Raw genomic sequence first — 18,561 nt, forward strand, 5'->3', positions numbered from 1 at the left:
TTTTTGGTGAAGTTATTAAATAAACTGAAAGTCAAAGTTATTTTTTGCTTTGTAATTGAATAAGAAGGAACACTTATATATGAAGTATTTTTGCTTTTACTGTAGTAAATCCCAATGTTTACTATTATATAGTGTGTCAATTTGTTGTCAAAGAGTTTGACCTAAAACTCTTGATATGTAGGACGAATAATCACTTCATTAATTGCTACATCAGATGGTTGTTCAAATGTAACAATGCATTACCCCTAGCTGGCTTTATGTATTTTATATTTAAATCGACTGTTACTGTACTTTAATTAGAATCTAGTGTGGAAAGAACATCATTTCCACTTTAAGTATCAATGAGTGTTGCAAGCACTCCTCCGTGAACAGAATCTGAAGCATTTAACATTAGCAGTACCATTGCTTGAGGATAACACTTCAAGATGAATATACTTCCAAAATGGATTATCTTTCATTCAAAAACACTCCTTTGTTATATTAATGTATAAAAAAGCCCCGTCTCTATAAAAAACCTAGAGACGAGGCATTGCTCGCGTTTTATTCCTTATTGTGTTAGAGCACCTGTTCGTTTAAGTGTATAACTTCACAATATTTTATACCACCAAGAAAAAGCTACCAATAATGGCAGATGAGTGATATTTATATTTATAAATCATATTTGACTTTTAAATTCGAAAATCTCATCAACAGCTTGGTGATACCCACCCGGTTTTTGAAAGGATTCTCTAATATTTGCAACAGCTTTTGGGAAAGATGGATGGTTTAACACATGATCTGCGGCTTCACGCAGTTGGTTTGCCGTCAAGCTTTGCATTTCTAATTGAATACCCGCTCCGATATTGGCAACTTGCCCGGCAATGATCGGCTGATCCGCGCTTTGGGGGATTACAATTAACGGAACCCCGTAATAGAGACCTTCATGGGTACTGTTCATTCCACCATGTGTGATAAATAATTTCGTGTATTTCAGCACCTCCGTTTGTGGAACATAATTTTTTACAATGAAGTTTTGAGGGATCTCTCCTAATTCAAGTAGTGGGGTTTGTTTCCCGATCGACATGACAACCGTATGATTGGTATTTTCAAATGCCTCAAAACAAAGCTTATAAAAATCAATAGCACGGTTAAAAACTGTCCCGAGTGAAATGTAAATGGGACTTTTTCCTTTTATAGCAGCAAGGTCAAAGTTATCCTGAATGAATCGTGAAGAGATGGATGGACCTACAAATTTGTAAGTTTGGTCGAATGCTTCTCCAAAAGGTTGAAACTCCCTAGTTGTATAGACGATTGTAAGTGGTGCAGGATTACAAAAAACTTCGTATGGAGAATGGATTTCTACCCCATATTTTTCCTTCACCATTTTCGTCAGACTTTGATATTCATCGTATATTTCTGTAGGAATGTTTTTCGAAAGCTGTTCAAGCATGTTATCGAATCCTGCTCTTGTCTGCGCAAAAGAAGTACAAGAATTGATTGCGGGAAGCTTTAGGATTTGGGCAAGTAAACGTCCGCAGCCAAACATGGAATCGTGGATGATATAATCAAAATGTTCTCCTTCGATTTGCTCAAGAACGCTAGGTATCATGACATCTGCCGTACGCAAAAGACCGTTGATTCTTTCGAGTAAATAATTTCTTCCACCTGAGATAAAGGCTTTTATAAATTTTTTACCATCAAATGTTAGTACAGTAGCTCCCGTTTTCTCGATACGTTCTCGAAAAGCTTCTATCGTAAAGTACACTACCTCTTCTCCACGCGAAATAAGCTCTTGCACAACTCCAATGGTTGGATTTACATGTCCTTCTGATCCACCATTAATAAATAAAACACGTGCCATTTCTACCACTCCTTAGGTAAATTATTCTGTAAATTGTGTTAGTGTAAGGGTCATTGTTCCAGTAGTTTTCTTATACTCTACGGATCACCTTTTTTGTTTTTTTCCATTTTAAATAATTTAACCTAAGTGTTACCTGTGATCCAAAAAGGTGTTCAAATAAACGTAAAGGAAGGGAATATCTTAAAGTTTGATTATTTTCCTCATCGAATATTCTTGTGCGAGCCGTCGCAGTTGGGCTGCTTTTGAGATAGTCCACAAGTGCAATCATTTAATCCCTTCCCATCGAGAATTTGCTGCATATATTTTTCAACCCTTGACTCGCGAGTTTTGGATTGTTTGGGTGCAGAAAAATAAAGAAGGTATGCTCTTTGCCGTCCCGGCGTCAAGCTTTTAAAAGCAGTTTTCAAGGCAGGGGTTTCATCGAATTTATTTTGAAGTTCTTCAGGAATTATGTATTCTGTATTCTTTTTAGTATTTACTTTCAAACCGGCTTTTTCCACTTCAATGGCTTCATAAATATAATCTTTTAAAATGGTTTCCTTTTTAATTATTTCTTGAACGTTGGTGAACCGAATCTGGCGCGCTGCCTGTACATTCTCCGTTTGTTGGATTAGAATCCCATGGGCATCCTGTAACAAGGCACCTTTGTGAAACAAAAGCGCACAATATTCTTTAAATCCATGTATTAAAACAATATTTTTTTTCTCAAACGTGTAACAAGGATGCATCCACTTAAATTCTTCGGTCAGCTCACAGTCAAGAACGATATTTCTCAACTTTTCATATTCTTCCTTCCAGTTTTTAGCTTTACTTAAAAATTCATCAACCTTAGGATTCATTTTACTATTTGTCATCAAGGAATACCCCTCTTCAATTTTCGATCAGCTGACAGTCAAGAATGATCATTCACAATTTCTTAAATTCTTTCTGTCACTATTTGGTTTTACTTGAATATTCATCAACATTAAATCATTTTCCACGACCCACTTGGCACTCCAATTTGTGTCCGACTCTCAATAGGACAATAATTGGTGGCGTGTCAAGCAGACCTGGCTTGGAAAGTTGCAGGGAGTTTATGCCGCTAATCTGCCACGATAGTCGAAGAAATCATCCATTTTAAATTCAATAGTCCAGTCAATAATTCCTCTAAAATATATTTTTTTCACAACGGATTCTTTACAATTTTTATTTTCAAATTTAGAAAAAAAAAGCTCCTACATCTCAATAGTAGAAAGCGACTGACATATATATACGCAAGGTTTTAGTAAAATACAAACTTTACAAAAGCATTCTTTATTTAAAAAAGCTTTTCACCCGTTTTATTTGTCCGATATGAGTATCAACATGTTCAATGGAATGTTCAAAGATTTCTTTAAAAGTGAGTGGACCAGCTTGATTATGTGTCCCAATTCGCAAATAATCCTGTTTAGTTAAGTTTTGAAGAATAGGCAGAAAACTTTCACGCATCGATTTGAACAATTGAAGATATAATTGATGATCAATCTGTTGGGAATTTAAACGTTTCGTCCATAAATCCTGATCAAAGGCAGTCAAAACAGGATTGTCCTCGGATAAAATAGCTTTCATACGGTGGATATGTACTAGTTCCGCATCTGAAGCATGGATGATAATTTCCCTGATTGACCAGCTTTTTTCAGATGGTTTAAACAATAATTGCTCTTCTGTAAGTCCTTCAAGTTCTTTAAGGATCTTAGAGTATCCTTGTTTGTACTGTTCAATTAGATGTTCCATTCATAATCCCTCCCTTGTCAATTATTATATCATAGTTAGTTGACTAACTATTAGTCGAGTCGAATTGCAAACAATCCCATGAAACCAACATTATAAGGGTGAAATTGATGACAGGCTTTACACAAGGAACCATGGAACCTGATGCGAAAAAGTACTTTTTAAGAGGAAAGGCTTTCTATTCATAGGTACACTATAGAGAGCACTAAGTAGTAGTCTATTAAAGTTATTATAAAAAATTCAAATTAAACCTTTACATAAGAAAAACCATCTTATTTTTGTATTTTTACAAAAAGATGGTTTTTTTAGAGATAAACTTATTATTGATTTTGAATAGGTGTACAAACTGCATACAAACTTTCTCCTGAATTAGAAACATTGACTTTAACGACCTTATATCCATTTCCTACATTTTTAAAATCTTTGTCGTTACATATCGTTACTTTTTTATTATTCATCACACGCTCTTCCTTCCAATCTTATTTCCCACACAGAAGCTAATATATGTTGAAAGGTAAAAAAGATGCTTGGTTTTTAATAAAATTATAAATATGAATAACCGCATCGGCGGATTATTGCTGCTAAAGAATTCATCAAAGTCATGAACAAAATAAATAAAACGCATTAATTTAAGTAATACCGTAAACCCTCATTAGGAATATGATTGCGGATAGAGGAAAACAATAAGCCAAAAATTAGATAAAGGGAGTTACCATGGTAACAATTAAACCAATTAAATTAAATTCTTATAAAACAAACACTACCGAAAAGCTAACATCGGCAGAAATGGGTAAGCTTTGGGCTATATATATGGGAAACAGCATGTCAAAATGTATTTTAAGCTACTTCCTTCAACACGTTGAGGATAACAATATTAAAACTTTATTAGAAAATGCCTTGAAATTATGCGAAGAGTTCATGAAAACAATTAAAGACATTTTTGAAAAGGAAAACTTCCCTTTTCCAAAAGGGTTTAGTGAAGAGGACATAAATATAAGTGTCCCTCGGTTATTCGAGAAAGAAAGCGTTTAACTCGTGACAGATTGAAATTTTCCCACTGTCTCCCTTTGAAAGAACGGGCTATCATACCCACATGAAACTGCTGATTTCAGGAGTTTCATTGATTCAACCTAGTAATTTATTGATGTTAATAAGCAAATGGAGAGAACCTTTGTACAAAGGAATGTCCCCTTATTTGATCTCGATCATGTTCAACTCCATTTTTCGGATGGTTAAGCGGAAAAAAGTTTGAAATTTTATCTATTTTTTCTAAATCATTTATTGAACTATTCGAATTACAAGTAACAATTTAAATAGATAGGACTATTAGATCACTAAGGGGAGAGTTTTTTGAAAATGTCCATACGCACAAAACTCATTATTATTTCCTTACTATTTCTTGCGGTACCGAGTCTATTAATTGGAATCATCGGCTATCAATCTGCAGCAAATAGTTTAAATACACTTGGAGCTTCAGGTCTTCAAACCGATGTTCGAATGACCATTGAAATGATTGACGCGTTACAAAAACAAGTAAAAGTAGGAAAGGTTTCATTGGCGGAAGCATAGGAAGAAGTCAAAGAGGCGGTTTTGGGAAAAAGAGATGCCAACGGGAAACGCCCCATTAATCAGCGTCTAAACCTTGGGCAACACGGCTTTATATCTATTATCAATTCCGCGGGGGTTGAAATCGCACACCCGAACTTTGAAGGGCAAAATGTATGGAATATAAAGACTGTCGACGGTGTTTATTCTACGCAAGAAGTCGTGAAAGCCGCCAACCATGGCGGGGGGTTTGTCACCTATGCATGACCATTGCCCGACAAACCCAGTGTGCATGTACTAAAAATTACCTATGTGGAAAAAGATCCAAATTGGAATTGGATTGTTTGTGCTGGCGCCTATTTACCCGACCTCAACGAAGGAGCGCATCGTGTACTTTACGTCTTGTTAATTACCGTTCTTAAATTTATATACATTTATATACAAAAGTATATATATGATCTAAAGAAATATTCTTTAGCACGCAAAACGAACAGAGCTTTTTGCGAATCGCGTTAGGGAATCACGCCCTAATTCTAGAATGGATACATCCGTTTGGAAGAGTCTATCGGCCATTCCAAACTTTATCGTTTCCGTCACAGTGACATTTCCTTCATCCTTACGATGAGATCCACGTCACAGGATATCAATAAGATACTCTAGATTGGCTGTTAGCCACGCTGGTTTTACGAATAACCATTCAAATTGGAGTACGTGGTCCTATTCTTCCTTGCAGGTAAATAGGAAGCGTTGCTCCAATTCTCTTGTTTTTTGTCAAGCATCTGCCTTTAATAGTTCAATTTTGTCTTGGAAGGAATATTGTTTCTTTAAATGCCGTGTAATCGACCGCCAATTACTGAAATTGGACTTTTGCTTATCAAATTTTTGGGGGAATGACAGCACGGAATCATATTTTGGTTTTTCTGTTTTAAAAAAGTAGCCTCTTCTTGCTATCACGCAGGCAGAGGAACTATGGGAACTTAAGCCATAACGCGCCATAAATTTCATCTGCCCTATTTGGCTTGTATAAGCAGGGTTTACTTTTCTGATCCTTACTCCCGCTTTCTTTCCTTTGGCTTCAATTAATTGTTTAAAGGAGGAATAAGCAAAACCAGAAAGCATCCGTGCGTATTTTGGCCCCGTTTCTCTTAAACTGGCTTTCTTTTTGGAGAATTCTAATTTCTCGATGACAACATCTTTTTGTACGAAAACAGCATAGTCTAGAATCTCTTTTAACGCATCACTTAAAGAAGCCTCTACCTGTTCTTTTCTCCGGCAGTACATCGGAACGTCCAGATTCCAGCTTTTAATCGGGTTGCCAAATCGGTCAATTTCACAAAGAGACAAAAATCCTGCATTTAGGTCGATTCCAATCAATCCATTTAAGTTGGATGTTCCTATTTTGGGAGTCTCTTTTTCAACGGTTGCGTATAGATACCATCCTTTTCTCTGCTTTACAAAACGATAGGTAATGGAGGAATAATATTTTTGCGGTTTGCCATTTTGGGTATAGCCCATATAAGAAACCTTTGCCTTATCTATGATTTCTTGTCCATAGGGGAATATTACTTCCGGAAAAGTGATATATTTACCATATTTTGAAATAAAATGATCGGCCACCCGCAGTCTTAAGATATTGTTCAAATCGTATGTGGCCGATTGATTTCCAAACGTTTCATCCTTAGATCCAACCACTAAAAATTGGGAGCTTCTTGCCTCGACCCATTCTTCCTTCCACTGTTCATGATTCTCATATTTATTTTCTTTTAAGTGAAATTGCTTATGAAATAGCTTCTTAGAGCCAAAACAGATCCGAACCTTATGATTCTTCTCATCTGTTTTCAATTTATCTAATTTGTGCTGTAAATTTCGGAGCCTCCGCTTTTTTTGGTGAAAGTAAAATTTTATATTATGGTATTTTTTTCTTTGTTTAGAGAAGTCCTGACTAGTTTGAGGAATTCGTAGAAGTTTTTGAAGAAGCTTCTCTTTTTGTATGCTCTTCTTGAGGATAATTTTTTGTAAACAGGCAATTTTAGATTCTAAATCTTGAATATCAAGTTTCCTTTTTTCAAGAATAGAGGAGATCTTTCCATCCAGTTGCATCCTCAGGGAGTTGAATTGTCTGGCGGTTAACCCGTATTGTTTGGAAAAAGTCTTTTTCAGGGAAGTGGTTGAAATTCCTTTACTGTGGGATTGAACAAATAATTTCTGTTCGAGCATACCGAAAAAGTGGCCATATTCTGAAAGATACATATCCGATGTCAGATTATGAATGATTGGGATATTGCCTAGTTTTGTTTGATACGTTTGAAGCATCTCATCCTCCCTCCAATCCTATTAAATTTAAGGTACTCATGAGGTAAAATTGCTCATAAAAGTGATGAAGATCATGTATGAGTTCTAAAGGAAAGTTTTGGCTGTAAGCCGGTTTTTGAAAATAAAGCTTAAAAAACAAATACTAAAACAAACATATGTTTCTATTTAATTTTACAGTAAAATCACCTATTTGTCCATAAATAGATGCATTTAAAGAAACTGCTAAAAACCCTAATTTAAATCAAGAAGACGAGCTGGTCTCAGTATGCAAGTGGATTCAAAACCAAATCAACGAACCATTGCAAGTAGAGAATTTCCTCCTAAACGTGTCGGTAACCATAGGTGGCGCTTTGTGTCCCAACCATGGAAATGTGGGGGACGAGCTTTTAAAGCACGCGAATATGGCGCTCATGGAAGCACAACAACAAAATGTTCCTTTTCAAATGTATCAGCCATCAATGGATGGCAAAGCATTCGATCGTCTGGTTTTGGAGAACCATTTGCATCATGCTTTGCAAAAAAACGAACTCCGTGTGGTCTATCATCCTCAGGTCAATATTGTAACCGGGCAAATTCAAGGGTTGGAAGCGTTGCTTCGTTGGGATCATCCAAGCTATGGCTCAATTTCTCCATCCCAATTTATCCCCATTGCCGAAAACACAGGGCTTATTATCCCAATCGGTGAATGGGTGCTTCGGACCGCATGCAGACAATTAAAAGAATGGCACGATCAAGGGCTTTCATCCCTTGGCATCGCTGTGAACCTGTCCACTCGCCAATTTTATTCTCAAGACTTAATCGGAACGGTGCAAGAGATATTGCTTGAAACAGGATTACCCCCCGAAAATTTGGAACTTGAGATTACAGAAAGCATGACGATGAATATGGAACACGTATCAAAAACCTTGCAAGACCTCAAACGGTTAGGATGTAAAATTGCTATTGATGATTTTGGAACGCGGTATTCTTCCCTTACTTAAAACACCTACCGATTGACCGCCTGAAAATTGACCAATATTTTATCCGCGATCTCGCAGAAGATGAGCAGGATGATACGATTGTATCCACCATCATTTCAATGGCGAAGCACTTGCAGCTTGATGTGATTGCAGAAGGAGTAGAAACTATGGTGCAAAGGAATGTTTTGCAAAAGAAACAGTGTACTCACGTGCAAGGATTTCTCTATAGCCCTCCCTTAGCGCCGGAGAATCTCCAATGGGAACAACTAATTCAAAAAGTAAAACATTTGTAAACGAGCCATACATATGAAAAAAGAGGATTATGGTCAGTCCTCCACCGGATTAAAGTATTAATTTGCCGTGGGACTGACCTGATCTTTATATCATTGAAAATTGAGTGCTAGAAAATTAATTATATTAACTCGATTTGAACAGTCTTATGTGATTGATCACTTTTTCCAAGGCTAACTGTTGTATTTTCCAGTTTCTTGATAGAATTTGCTGTAATATTGATAATTGCATTTCTTTCGTCATTTTTTGTTAACTCGTGTAGCAGCCACGCTGTACTATCTTCTTTGTTATTCAGTTATTTAGCTAATCCAGTTTTAATAATTCGTTCTGGATTGGTATAAATATTTAATGCTTTTTTACGGATAAAGCCAACAGCAGTAATACCAAGTTCGTTTGCTAAGCGCAATGCCAGTTCAGTAGGTGCAGATTTTGAAAGAACCACACCGCATTTAATTTTTGCTACCTTTAATAATACCTCTGAGGAAATACGACCGCTAAACACGATCACTTTATCCTCTATTGAAATGGAGTTTCTGAGACAGTATCCATATATTTTATCCAATGCATTATGTCTGCCAATGTCTGTTCTCGCCACAACAATTCCATTCTGATCACATAATGCTGCATTATGAACACCACCCGTATCTTGAAAAATTGTCGAAGATTTCTGCATCATCTCCATGAGACGGAAGCAATCCTCTATCGAAAGCACTTTGTTTTTCGTTTCAAGCGGCTTCACTGTTCTTGCATCATTATAAAAATAAAAACTTTGGCGGCTCTTTCCGCAGCATGATGTCACATATCGCTTGGAGTGGAACATTTCATTGAATTTATTCACTCGATGTGTCATAACAATGGCTTTTCCTATTGTTTCTATAACCTGAAGTTCCTTTATGTCCTCATAGCGGCTAATAACACCCTCTGATGCCAAAAATCCGACTACTAGCTCTTCAATATGTTCTGGACTGCATACAAGGGTTGCGAATTCTTGGCCATTTAAAATAATCGTAATCGGATACTCTGTTACGATTACATCCTCTACAAGTTGAACCACTCCATTTTCATAACGCAGCACTTGATTGGTTACCTGCATTTGCTGATCCATAGTTCCCGTCTCCCTTGTAAACTTATTTTGCATTTAGATCAACTGTTTGATCGAAGACAAAAACTGTCATTGCAATATCTTCATCAATATTAATATCTGAAAAAAGCCGCAATACTTTTGCCCCGATTAAAGCCTCGAATTTTTCCAGCACCTCTGTCCTTTTATAGATTTCCTTTACCATCTTCGTCCGAGCCTCATGCACCATTTGCTTGCCTTGTTCAGAGTTAATCATAAACTTCTCAACATTAGTCAGGTTTCCTTTCATTTCGCTAACGGCCCAGTTTCCCATAAATCGGGTACTAATTTCTTTTGGACCATTTCCAACATATTCCTTTCTAATTTCCCGAACAAGCATACTAAATTGATGTTCCAAATTTTTGCCCATTGTCTGCTTCCCCTTACCTTCATCTCAGAATAGTTTCTATTAAATCAAGGAAATCCATTATTCTTGCAAAGACAAATGGATTTCCGCAGCTTCTATTCCTTTAAGCCCTCACCGATACCCTTTAGGAGATTTAAACCGAATCCGATTGCACGGTTAATATCTGGATCGTTCAATACCTTTAATAGGTCCAGGATTCCAACTTTTGAATTCGATTGCAGCCCTTGCTCTGCTTTTTCCAATCCTTTCGCAACGCTTCCCATTAGCTTCTTTGTCGTCTCAGGCTCCAGAGCAGTCAATGCTCCTCCTGCTGCCATTGCATTATTAATAATATTCGCAACGGGCTCCCGCATCATTTGGCCAACAGCGATTTTTGCCACTTCCTCTTTCGCTTTAACAAGGCTGTTAAGTGCCTCTAAAATGCCGCTGTTGTGCAGCTCCTGTACTAGCTGAAGCGTGTCGAGCAAGGAATCTTTATTTTGGGCAACCTCAGAAATAAGGCTTTCCAAGGATTGTGACTTTTTTTGTTCTTCAGTGAACTCGACTTTTTTAATCAATTTAATTGGCTTTGCCATTATGCGTTCCTCCTGTCATACAGACCAGGCTGTACATGTTCGTTCACACTGGCGATTGGCATATAATCTCCTCGTTCCCATTTGCGGTAAATTTCAAGACCCAGTTGCGGTGTTCGTGTTGCGTTGCGCGGGTTGAATTTTGGAAGTGGATTTTCCCCCTCTATAGTAAGCACTTCCATCCGAATTTTTGTCTGTTTATAAGCAGGTGTATGTGTCGCCACATCCACTGCACCGCCTGTCAATAAGTTAACAGCGCTCTCGTGGCTTGAGGAGTGCATCGGTACATACACTGTTTTGCCTTCGACTCTGTCTGTTACAAGAACCGAAAGACGCACGGCACCATATGGCGATACGAGACGGACAAGCGATCCATCCTTCACACCGCGGTCTTTCGCAAGCTCAGGTGATACTTCAACAAATACTTTCGGGAATTTGTATTGAAGCCCTTCTGACCTATGGGTCAAATTTCCTTCATGGAAGTGCTCAAGCAAACGTCCGTTATCAAGCGACAGGTCAAATTCTTCCGGGAATTCTACCGGAGGAACATAGTCAAATAAACCAAACCGAGCTTTTTTGTCAGGGAAGTTAAAGCCGTCCAAGTATAACACTGGAGTATCTGTTCCGTTTGGGGAACCCCAAGTGAAACTGTTCCAGCCTTCAAGTACATCGTAGTTACAATGTGTAAAGAATGGTGTTAAGCAAGACATTTCAGCAAAGATTTCACTTGGATGATTGTAATTCCAATGAAAGCCCATTCTTTTTGCAACCTGTTGAAGAATCCACCAGTCCGGCTTGCTGTTACCTGTTAGCTCTAATGCCTGGTATAAACGCTGTACACGCCGTTCAGTATTGGTAAATGTCCCTTCTTTTTCAAGGGAAGGCGCCCCTGGTAAAATGACGTCTGCGAATTGAGCCGTTGTTGTTAAGAAGATTTCTTGGACCACAAGGAAATCAAGCTTAGAAAGCATGTCTTGTGTATGGTTGGAATCAGCATCTACCCATGCCATATCTTCACCAACAATATACATGGCTTTCAATTCGCCTTTGTCGATTGCTTCGAGCATTTGAATATTATCAAGACCAGGCTTGGCTGGAATCGTTACACCATAAGCCTTTTCAAACTTCGCACGAGCTTCTTCGTTCGTTACCTGCTGATATCCAGGGAAAATATTTGGCATTGTTCCCATGTCGCTCGCACCTTGTACGTTGTTATGTCCGCGCAGCGGAAACGCACCTGCACCCCTGCGCATCATGTTTCCTGTTGCAAGAAGAAGATTGGCAATGGCAACAGATGTATAAGAACCGGCAATGTTTTGCGTAACACCCATACCCCAGCAAATAGCTGTGCCATCGGCATCACGAATCATTTCGGCGATTTGGATTAAGTTCTCTTTGGTAATGCCAGTAATCTTCTCCGCTTCTTCCAGCGTATACGGTGAGATCATTTTTACAAATTCATCATATTGGTTGACATGATTGCGGACGAACGCTTCTTCGTGCCAACCTTGGTCAATCATGTAATTTGTAACAGCAGACAGCCATACATAGTCAGTTCCTTGTTTTGGACGAACAAATAAATCAGCACGGTCTGCCATTTCATGTTTGCGAACGTCAACGGTTATTAATTTTTGGCCATGAAGCTTGTGCGCACGCTTAATGCGGGATGCAAGGACAGGGTGTCCCTCTGCAGGCGCACATCCAACAAGTATCACAAGTCCAGCACCGGCGATGTCTGTAATGGATGCCGAGTCGCCGCCGATTCCGCCTGTTTGCTGCAAGCCCCAAGAAGCGGGAGATTGGCAATAACGGGAGCAATTGTCCACGTTGTTTGTGCCAAATACTTGACGGGACAGCTTTTGAACTAAGTAGTTCTCTTCATTTGTAATTTTAGAAGAAGAGATAAATCCTAAGGAATCGCTTCCATAAGTTTCTTTAATCGCACCTAATTTCTCCGCAACAAGCCCCAATGCTTCTTCCCAAGATGCTTCAACAAATACATCGCCTTTCCGAATTAATGGCGATGTAATCCGTTCTGGTGAATTGACGAAATCCCAGCCGAATTTTCCTTTCACACATGTAGAAACACTGTTTACGGGTGCGTATTCAGATGGTTCAATTTTTAAAATTTCATGATCTTTTGTCCAAACTTCGAAGGTGCAGCCTACGCCGCAGAAGGTACAAACCGTTTTTGTTTTTTTCGTACGTGTATCACGCATGGCAGCTTCAACTTCAGAAACGGCAAAGATGGTTTGGTAATCAGGTTCTACCGCTTTCACAAGATCTATCATTGGAGTCAGTAAGTCATCCTTGATCCCCGTCATGATTCCCGCATTACCAAGCATTGATTTTTCCATCAATGCATTGCAAGGACAAACGGTGACACACTGTCCACATGAAACACAGGAGGATTCATTAATACTTTTTCCGCCATCCCACAATACACGTGGCTGCTGGCTTTCCTAGTTAATTGTCAATGTTTCATTTACCTGCAAGTCCTGGCATGTTTCAACACAGCGGCCGCACAAGATGCATTGATCAGGATCGTAGCGATAAAACGGATGTGACATATCCACTTCAAAACCTTTTGAACGATGCGGACGTGTTTGATGCTCCACTCCCATCATTTCAGCTGTATTATGGACACGGCAATTACCGTTGTTATTATCACAAACCGTACAATATAATAAATGGTTTTCTAAAATCCGGTCCATCGCTTCATCCTGCGCCTTCTTTGCAAGTTCAGAAGCGGTTAGAATATTCATACCATCCTCTATTACAGTAGAACAGGCGCGCATAATGCTGCCATTTACTTCACACATACATGTATCACAGCTTTGAACCGGACCAAGAATTTCTGAATAACAAATATGTGGATGCTGGACCTCCTGTGAAAGAAGATAATCTAAAATACGTGTTCCTTGTTCTACTTGATGTGTTGTTCCATTTATAAGAACATTCACTTTTTCCGACAATCTAAGTCCCCCCTGTAAACAAAAAACCCCCATAAAACGGTTGCCATACCTAAATAGGTACAATCCGTTTCATGGGGGAGAATATCTGAGCATTTTATATACCAGCGATCATTCCCGCCATTTATTTCATGTGTAAGAAGCAGGATATCGAAGCAATACCTATTACCTGACGTCAATGCACCCTTCACATTTTATTTTCACTATTGTTACTATTAATATATCATAATTGTGAATATTTTGCGAAATGAAACAACTTGATAAGGATCATGATTTTAAATATATAATAATCCTCTGTTTCCTTTATGTATGATTTCTCCCCAGTGGAGTTCTTTGCTTAGCCTTTTACTTAATACCAACTCCTCTTCCAGATCAGCGTATGCTGAACCACTAGCTAACTTCCAGGAGACTTATGTCAAAAAATTCACAAAATATAAACAATTATCTCGGTAAAATTCCCTCATTCAACGGTATAATACAAATAGTCTCCGCATTACTTATACATCTCCTAAAAATGAATAGAAAGCAGGTTGATAGGTTTTATGAAGAAAAAAACAAGAAGTATTGGTCCTGAAATGATGCCACAGATCAGCGTTCGAATGATCCCGTTTAACAGTCCCGAGGAACACCAACAAATGTTAAGGGACCTGGCGACAAGCTCGGAATTTGACATGAGGCACCGAGGGTTATTCGAATATTACGGAAAGGATTTCATTACCTACAAACGGCTAAAACCCTTTGATCAAGCCCGCAACGAGTTTCTCCGAATTATAGCAAAGTTTATGTCAGAATGTTTGGAAGATAACTGCCCATCCTCTTGGAAACAATGCCAGCCTTCTTTTTGGGAAGAATTGATCTTTACTTTTTATCCCCATACAATGAATATTTCACCCAATAACAACGAAACGGAAAATTTTATTGGACAATTATTGAAGTTTGTCCGTTGGCTTGATAAACAAGCAGGTACCTCTTGGTATCCCGCCGTTGAAGAATATGCCTTGATCGCTTTTCCCGAACTGCAAAAATGTGAAAAACTGCTGAATTCCCTCTTTCTCAGGGACTATCCCCGAATTCACCACGAAGACTATAATCCCTCACAAGATTTTGAAAAAGTCAATCAGCAATTTAACCAATGTCCTATTAAATTGGGCGGCATATATGAGGTAACGAGTGTCCTCGATGACTCGGTTATTTTGATGGATTTAAAAACAAAGCAATCCTATTCCATAAAAGGACTGCCAGATGATCTGATCGTACCTGGAATGATAATGGACGGAACCATTGGAAAACAAAAAAGTGATTTGTTTTGGTATTGGTATGTGACAATAGGCATTTTCCCACAGAGAGCAAAAAATTTTATCATGAATATTCCAAAGAACGGACCAATTCTCAAATGCCTCGGCATCCTGAATGATTGATTAGCTTTTTCTTCATAAAAAAATCGTCACTTCACGCTTCACGGGGACGGTTCTTGCGCTAACTTTTCGACAAAAGTACGCACAAGAACCGTCCCCGTGATTATGAAATGAGAATTTGATGTACATAGTAGGTAGAGGAAAAAGACGCTTGCCGAGAGTACGATACTGGTGGATGGAAGAATGGTGGATTCAAATGATATTATTTCTATATAAACATAAAAAGGGGACGATTTTTTGGTAAGAGAAGTAATCTTAAATGATACACCGATTCAGGTAGACGATTATAAAGAAGAGACAGAGAACGGTTTGCTTAAAATCTCTATTCATTTTAAAGTGACCAGTGAAGAATATCATGACGTTACAACACTGTTATACGGAGGAAGCTTTGATGTAAAAGTTCCCGAAACTGGCTTAGCATTTAGAGGAAGTATTCAGCATTATTCCACTTCTGTAACGAACTTATATGAAAAAGGCCAAGTTGGAGATTTTAATTTATGTTTGCTTGAAGCCAAGAAATAAGAAAGAAGGCATGGTGTGGTGAAATTAAGCATATTGGATCAAGCGCCAATCTCTTCCAATCAAACAGCTAACGAAGCGCTCCATGAATCGATGAAGTTAGCTCAAGCCGGAGAAGCGCTTGGATTCACAAGGTATTGGATTGCAGAACATCATGATTTACCGGGACTCGCCTGTTCTGCACCTGAAGTGATGATTAGCTATATTGGAGCGCATACAAAACGGATTCGCATCGGCTCCGGGGCTGTATTATTGCCGCATTATAAACCATATAAAGTGGCTGAAGTATTTAATATGCTGGCTACATTGTATCCGAATCGCATTGATATCGGATTAGGGCGTGCACCGGGTGGGTCAGCTGAAGCAACTAACGCTTTATCCGATAATTTTTTACAACAGGTATGGAAAATGCCAACCAAAGTAGAAGACCTGCTTCATTTTATCAATCATGATTTTCCTGATGATCACGAGTATTCAAAAGTGACGGCCTCGCCAATCCCGCAAGATACACCGATGCCGTGGATACTTGGAACAAGTAAAAAAAGTGCTTTGCTTGCTGCTGAAAATGGCGTGCCATATGCATTTGGGCAGTTCATGAGCGAGCAGGACGGAGCAGCGATCATCCAGCAGTATCTAGATGCCTTTCAACCCAAGAAAAACGGGCAATTTCCTCAAGTATTGGTAACTGTTTCCGTGATTTGTGCGGAAACTGCTGAAAAAGCAGATGAAATTGCTTTAAGTTCCCTTTTCTGGGCATTGCAAAAAGAAAAAGGTGAAGGGCAATCTGTTCCTTCTATCCAAGAAGCGAAGAAATACGAACTGAACGAAAAAGAAAAAGAACAATTAGCAAAAATGAAGCAACATATGATCATTGGGAATCCGAAGGAAGTAAGTAAGAAACTTATCCAGTTACAAGCTAAATATAAAGCGGATGAAATCATGATCGTGACGATTACACACTCTCCAAAGGACCGCATTGAATCGTATAAGCTAATCGCAGCAGAAATGCTTTCATGAATTTTTCACCCCACATCAGTTTATCTCCTTCTATGAAGCCCCCAACCATGATGGATGGGGGCTATTTTTAATACTATCCAAGCCTTTTCATAAACCAAAGTTCATAAATTCCATTATGTTATTTTTCACCATTTTTTCACTCTATACAGTCACACTTGTAAATAACATTAATGACCTTTTTTAAGTTTTATAGTATTTAAGAATTACTAAAGGTTTATCCTTACTAATGTCTTGCATTAAAAAAGGAGATAACCATGATGACGAAAAGCTTAAATGGTGTAAAATTAGATAGTATATTAAGTTATGATGGAAACTTTACAATCCGGAGCATTATTCGGAACTCCTTATTAAACAGGAAGTGCACCTAAAGCCAGGCTTCCCATTCACCTAAAATATGTCTGGCTTAAATAGTATTCTTATAACGATGAGTCTCGATTTGTTGTCTTACAAAATAAAGGGATTTTCATAAGACGAGAGGAATGTGCCACATGAAACGGAAAAGGAAACGAAAATGGAACAGACTATCATTTTTTCTAATTAGTCTCGGGCTAGTCACTATTTTCATATTATTTTACAAGGACCCTACTCCTGCTAATGACACAAACAAAAATCAAGCTGTGCCTTTACCAACCGACCTTGATCCGGTTGTCAAGGAGCGAAGCAACCGACTGATCCAACAGGCAGCAAAAAAAGGCATTGTTGTCGTGATTACAAATGGCTTCCGCAGTGTGGAGGAGCAGAACCGCCTTTATGAACAAGGACGTACCACACAGGGAACTATTGTCACCAATGCACAAGGAGGAGAATCCTATCATAATTATGGACTTGCTGTTGATTTTGCACTTAAGACCCCTTCTGGAAATGTCATTTGGGATAGGAAATATGATGGCAATAAAAATGGAAGGACCGACTGGACCGAGGTAGTGGAAATCGCAAAGTCAGTAGGGTTTACATGGGGCGGAGATTGGGCTAAATTTAAAGATTATCCCCATCTGCAAATGGACTTTGGGTTGACAATTGCTGACCTGCAGAATGGACAAAGACCCGATGAATCATCATTGGTAGCGGAATCCCACTGAAGTGCATTACTTTCTTAGTATTGATAGTTTCAAAGTTTATTCATCAGATTGGCATTTGCAAATTGGTGCTGCAAACAACAGCTGCCAATATGCAATCGATTTGATCTAGCATTATAGAATGTTTTTATTTGATTTTTTTGAAAGAATATAGTGAATCATATAATATGTCACCATTTTAGGTGCTGTATCTTCAAGCTTAGAAATACTTTCCTTACTTTTAAAAGATTCTAAGGAACTTTCTAGGTATTCAAGTCCTTTAAGTAATGTTTCAATGGCAAGAAGTTTATCAGCGTTGCCGTCAATGATTGTGTCAATTTGATCCTTAATTTCTTCATCAAATAAGATGGTTTCGGCAGTTATCCCTTTATCTTTCATAATGGGAATAATACTTTTTGCAAAATTTATTAAGGTTTTATCTTCCAAAAGGTCAAATACCGCTCGATAGGATGGATCAAGGCTGCTGATAAATTCTTCTAAGCTTACTTCTTCCATGGATTATCTTATCCCCTTTTCTTAATTTTACTTTTACCTAGTTTATCCATTTTTAACTCCTTCATTAATATGAATAAAAACAACTTAATTCCCTCTTAAGGGTGTCCTACTCATACTAAGCTTCTCCTTTGTAATCAGTAAAAACACATTCGATGGTTTCTTACTTTTAAAATTACTACAATATGGTAACTATAGACCATACTATATATTCGCATCGTTTTTCTCCTAATCAAAATAGAAAAAGGGTTTCCCACAGAGTGAGAAGCCCTTTTTCAATAGAATAGTAGAACTCGTATTCTATGATAATATAT

At 38.2% G+C, this 18,561-nt stretch carries 15 protein-coding genes and 3 pseudogenes; 8 read left to right on the forward strand and 10 right to left on the reverse strand.

Going from position 1 to position 18,561, the window contains the following annotated elements:
- Nucleotides 1–655: 655 nt before the first annotated feature.
- From JN080_RS16880 to JN080_RS16895, 4 genes are all read right to left on the reverse strand, one after another.
- Complete coding sequence (locus JN080_RS16880; RefSeq protein WP_256237160.1) at nucleotides 656–1,840, reverse strand: macrolide family glycosyltransferase; 1,185 nt, start codon at nucleotides 1,838–1,840, stop codon at nucleotides 656–658.
- 200 nt (nucleotides 1,841–2,040) lie between these two features.
- Nucleotides 2,041–2,694 carry a DUF1801 domain-containing protein gene (locus tag JN080_RS16885; RefSeq protein WP_256237161.1) on the reverse strand — a complete coding sequence of 218 codons (654 nt, stop codon included), beginning with the start codon at nucleotides 2,692–2,694 and terminating at the stop codon, nucleotides 2,041–2,043.
- 439 nt (nucleotides 2,695–3,133) lie between these two features.
- Nucleotides 3,134–3,592 (reverse strand): DinB family protein, encoded by a 459-nt coding sequence (locus JN080_RS16890; protein WP_256237162.1) that lies wholly within the window; start codon nucleotides 3,590–3,592, stop codon nucleotides 3,134–3,136.
- Between the two features lie 317 nt (nucleotides 3,593–3,909).
- Nucleotides 3,910–4,047: a hypothetical protein gene (locus JN080_RS16895; protein ID WP_256237163.1), complete on the reverse strand. Its 138-nt coding sequence runs from the start codon at nucleotides 4,045–4,047 to the stop codon at nucleotides 3,910–3,912.
- 256 nt (nucleotides 4,048–4,303) lie between these two features.
- Here JN080_RS16895 and JN080_RS16900 point away from each other — a divergent pair, with 256 nt between their 5' ends.
- The 3 genes and pseudogenes from JN080_RS16900 to JN080_RS16910 form a co-directional block, all read left to right on the forward strand.
- On the forward strand, nucleotides 4,304–4,621 hold the full coding sequence (locus JN080_RS16900) for a DUF3231 family protein (RefSeq protein WP_375141682.1): 318 nt from the start codon (nucleotides 4,304–4,306) through the stop codon (nucleotides 4,619–4,621).
- Between the two features lie 324 nt (nucleotides 4,622–4,945).
- Nucleotides 4,946–5,158: a hypothetical protein gene (locus tag JN080_RS16905; RefSeq protein ID WP_256237164.1), complete on the forward strand. Its 213-nt coding sequence runs from the start codon at nucleotides 4,946–4,948 to the stop codon at nucleotides 5,156–5,158.
- Nucleotides 5,159–5,170: 12 nt separating this feature from the next.
- A pseudogene (locus tag JN080_RS16910) lies at nucleotides 5,171–5,650 on the forward strand (cache domain-containing protein); the annotation flags it as partial.
- 255 nt (nucleotides 5,651–5,905) lie between these two features.
- On the opposite strand, the gene JN080_RS16915 reads toward JN080_RS16910, so the two are convergent.
- Nucleotides 5,906–7,447, reverse strand: coding sequence for an IS200/IS605 family accessory protein TnpB-related protein (locus tag JN080_RS16915; protein WP_256237165.1), 1,542 nt, complete (start codon nucleotides 7,445–7,447; stop codon nucleotides 5,906–5,908).
- Between the two features lie 200 nt (nucleotides 7,448–7,647).
- Between JN080_RS16915 and JN080_RS16920 the strand changes: the two are divergent.
- Nucleotides 7,648–8,699: pseudogene (locus tag JN080_RS16920) on the forward strand (putative bifunctional diguanylate cyclase/phosphodiesterase).
- A 293-nt stretch (nucleotides 8,700–8,992) separates the two neighbouring features.
- Here the strand turns inward: JN080_RS16920 and fdhD are convergent.
- The 4 genes and pseudogenes from fdhD to fdhF all read right to left on the reverse strand — a co-directional run bounded on the left by fdhD (nucleotide 8,993) and on the right by fdhF (nucleotide 13,764).
- Nucleotides 8,993–9,802 carry a formate dehydrogenase accessory sulfurtransferase FdhD gene (fdhD, locus tag JN080_RS16925; protein WP_256237166.1) on the reverse strand — a complete coding sequence of 270 codons (810 nt, stop codon included), beginning with the start codon at nucleotides 9,800–9,802 and terminating at the stop codon, nucleotides 8,993–8,995.
- 22 nt (nucleotides 9,803–9,824) lie between these two features.
- Nucleotides 9,825–10,187, reverse strand: a complete 363-nt coding sequence (locus JN080_RS16930; protein WP_256237167.1) for a Na-translocating system protein MpsC family protein — start codon at nucleotides 10,185–10,187, stop codon at nucleotides 9,825–9,827.
- A gap of 92 nt (nucleotides 10,188–10,279) precedes the next feature.
- Nucleotides 10,280–10,759, reverse strand: coding sequence for a helical membrane plugin domain-containing protein (locus JN080_RS16935; RefSeq protein WP_256237168.1), 480 nt, complete (start codon nucleotides 10,757–10,759; stop codon nucleotides 10,280–10,282).
- Nucleotides 10,759–13,764, reverse strand: a pseudogene (gene fdhF / locus JN080_RS16940) (formate dehydrogenase subunit alpha). Before fdhF ends, JN080_RS16935 begins: the two are co-directional and overlap by 1 nt.
- A 506-nt stretch (nucleotides 13,765–14,270) precedes the next feature.
- Here fdhF and JN080_RS16945 point away from each other — a divergent pair.
- The 4 genes from JN080_RS16945 to JN080_RS16960 all read left to right on the forward strand — a co-directional run bounded on the left by JN080_RS16945 (nucleotide 14,271) and on the right by JN080_RS16960 (nucleotide 17,758).
- Nucleotides 14,271–15,146 (forward strand): hypothetical protein, encoded by an 876-nt coding sequence (locus JN080_RS16945; protein ID WP_256237169.1) that lies wholly within the window; start codon nucleotides 14,271–14,273, stop codon nucleotides 15,144–15,146.
- 234 nt (nucleotides 15,147–15,380) lie between these two features.
- On the forward strand, nucleotides 15,381–15,665 hold the full coding sequence (locus tag JN080_RS16950; protein ID WP_256237170.1) for a DUF3219 family protein: 285 nt from the start codon (nucleotides 15,381–15,383) through the stop codon (nucleotides 15,663–15,665).
- 18 nt (nucleotides 15,666–15,683) lie between these two features.
- Nucleotides 15,684–16,679 (forward strand): LLM class flavin-dependent oxidoreductase, encoded by a 996-nt coding sequence (locus JN080_RS16955; RefSeq protein ID WP_256237171.1) that lies wholly within the window; start codon nucleotides 15,684–15,686, stop codon nucleotides 16,677–16,679.
- 488 nt (nucleotides 16,680–17,167) lie between these two features.
- A complete protein-coding gene (locus tag JN080_RS16960; RefSeq protein ID WP_305474132.1) occupies nucleotides 17,168–17,758 on the forward strand; it encodes a M15 family metallopeptidase in 591 nt (196 codons plus the stop codon).
- 111 nt (nucleotides 17,759–17,869) lie between these two features.
- Here JN080_RS16960 and JN080_RS16965 read toward each other — a convergent pair whose 3' ends face one another.
- The gene (locus JN080_RS16965) at nucleotides 17,870–18,250 is read right to left on the reverse strand and encodes a hypothetical protein (RefSeq protein WP_256237174.1); all 381 of its coding nucleotides are present in this window, start codon (nucleotides 18,248–18,250) and stop codon (nucleotides 17,870–17,872) included.
- Between the last annotated feature and the right edge of the window lie 311 nt (nucleotides 18,251–18,561).

It is taken from the genome of Bacillus sp. EB600, from assembly GCF_024494385.1.
Classification (GTDB): Bacteria; Bacillota; Bacilli; order Bacillales; family Cytobacillaceae; genus JAEVLT01.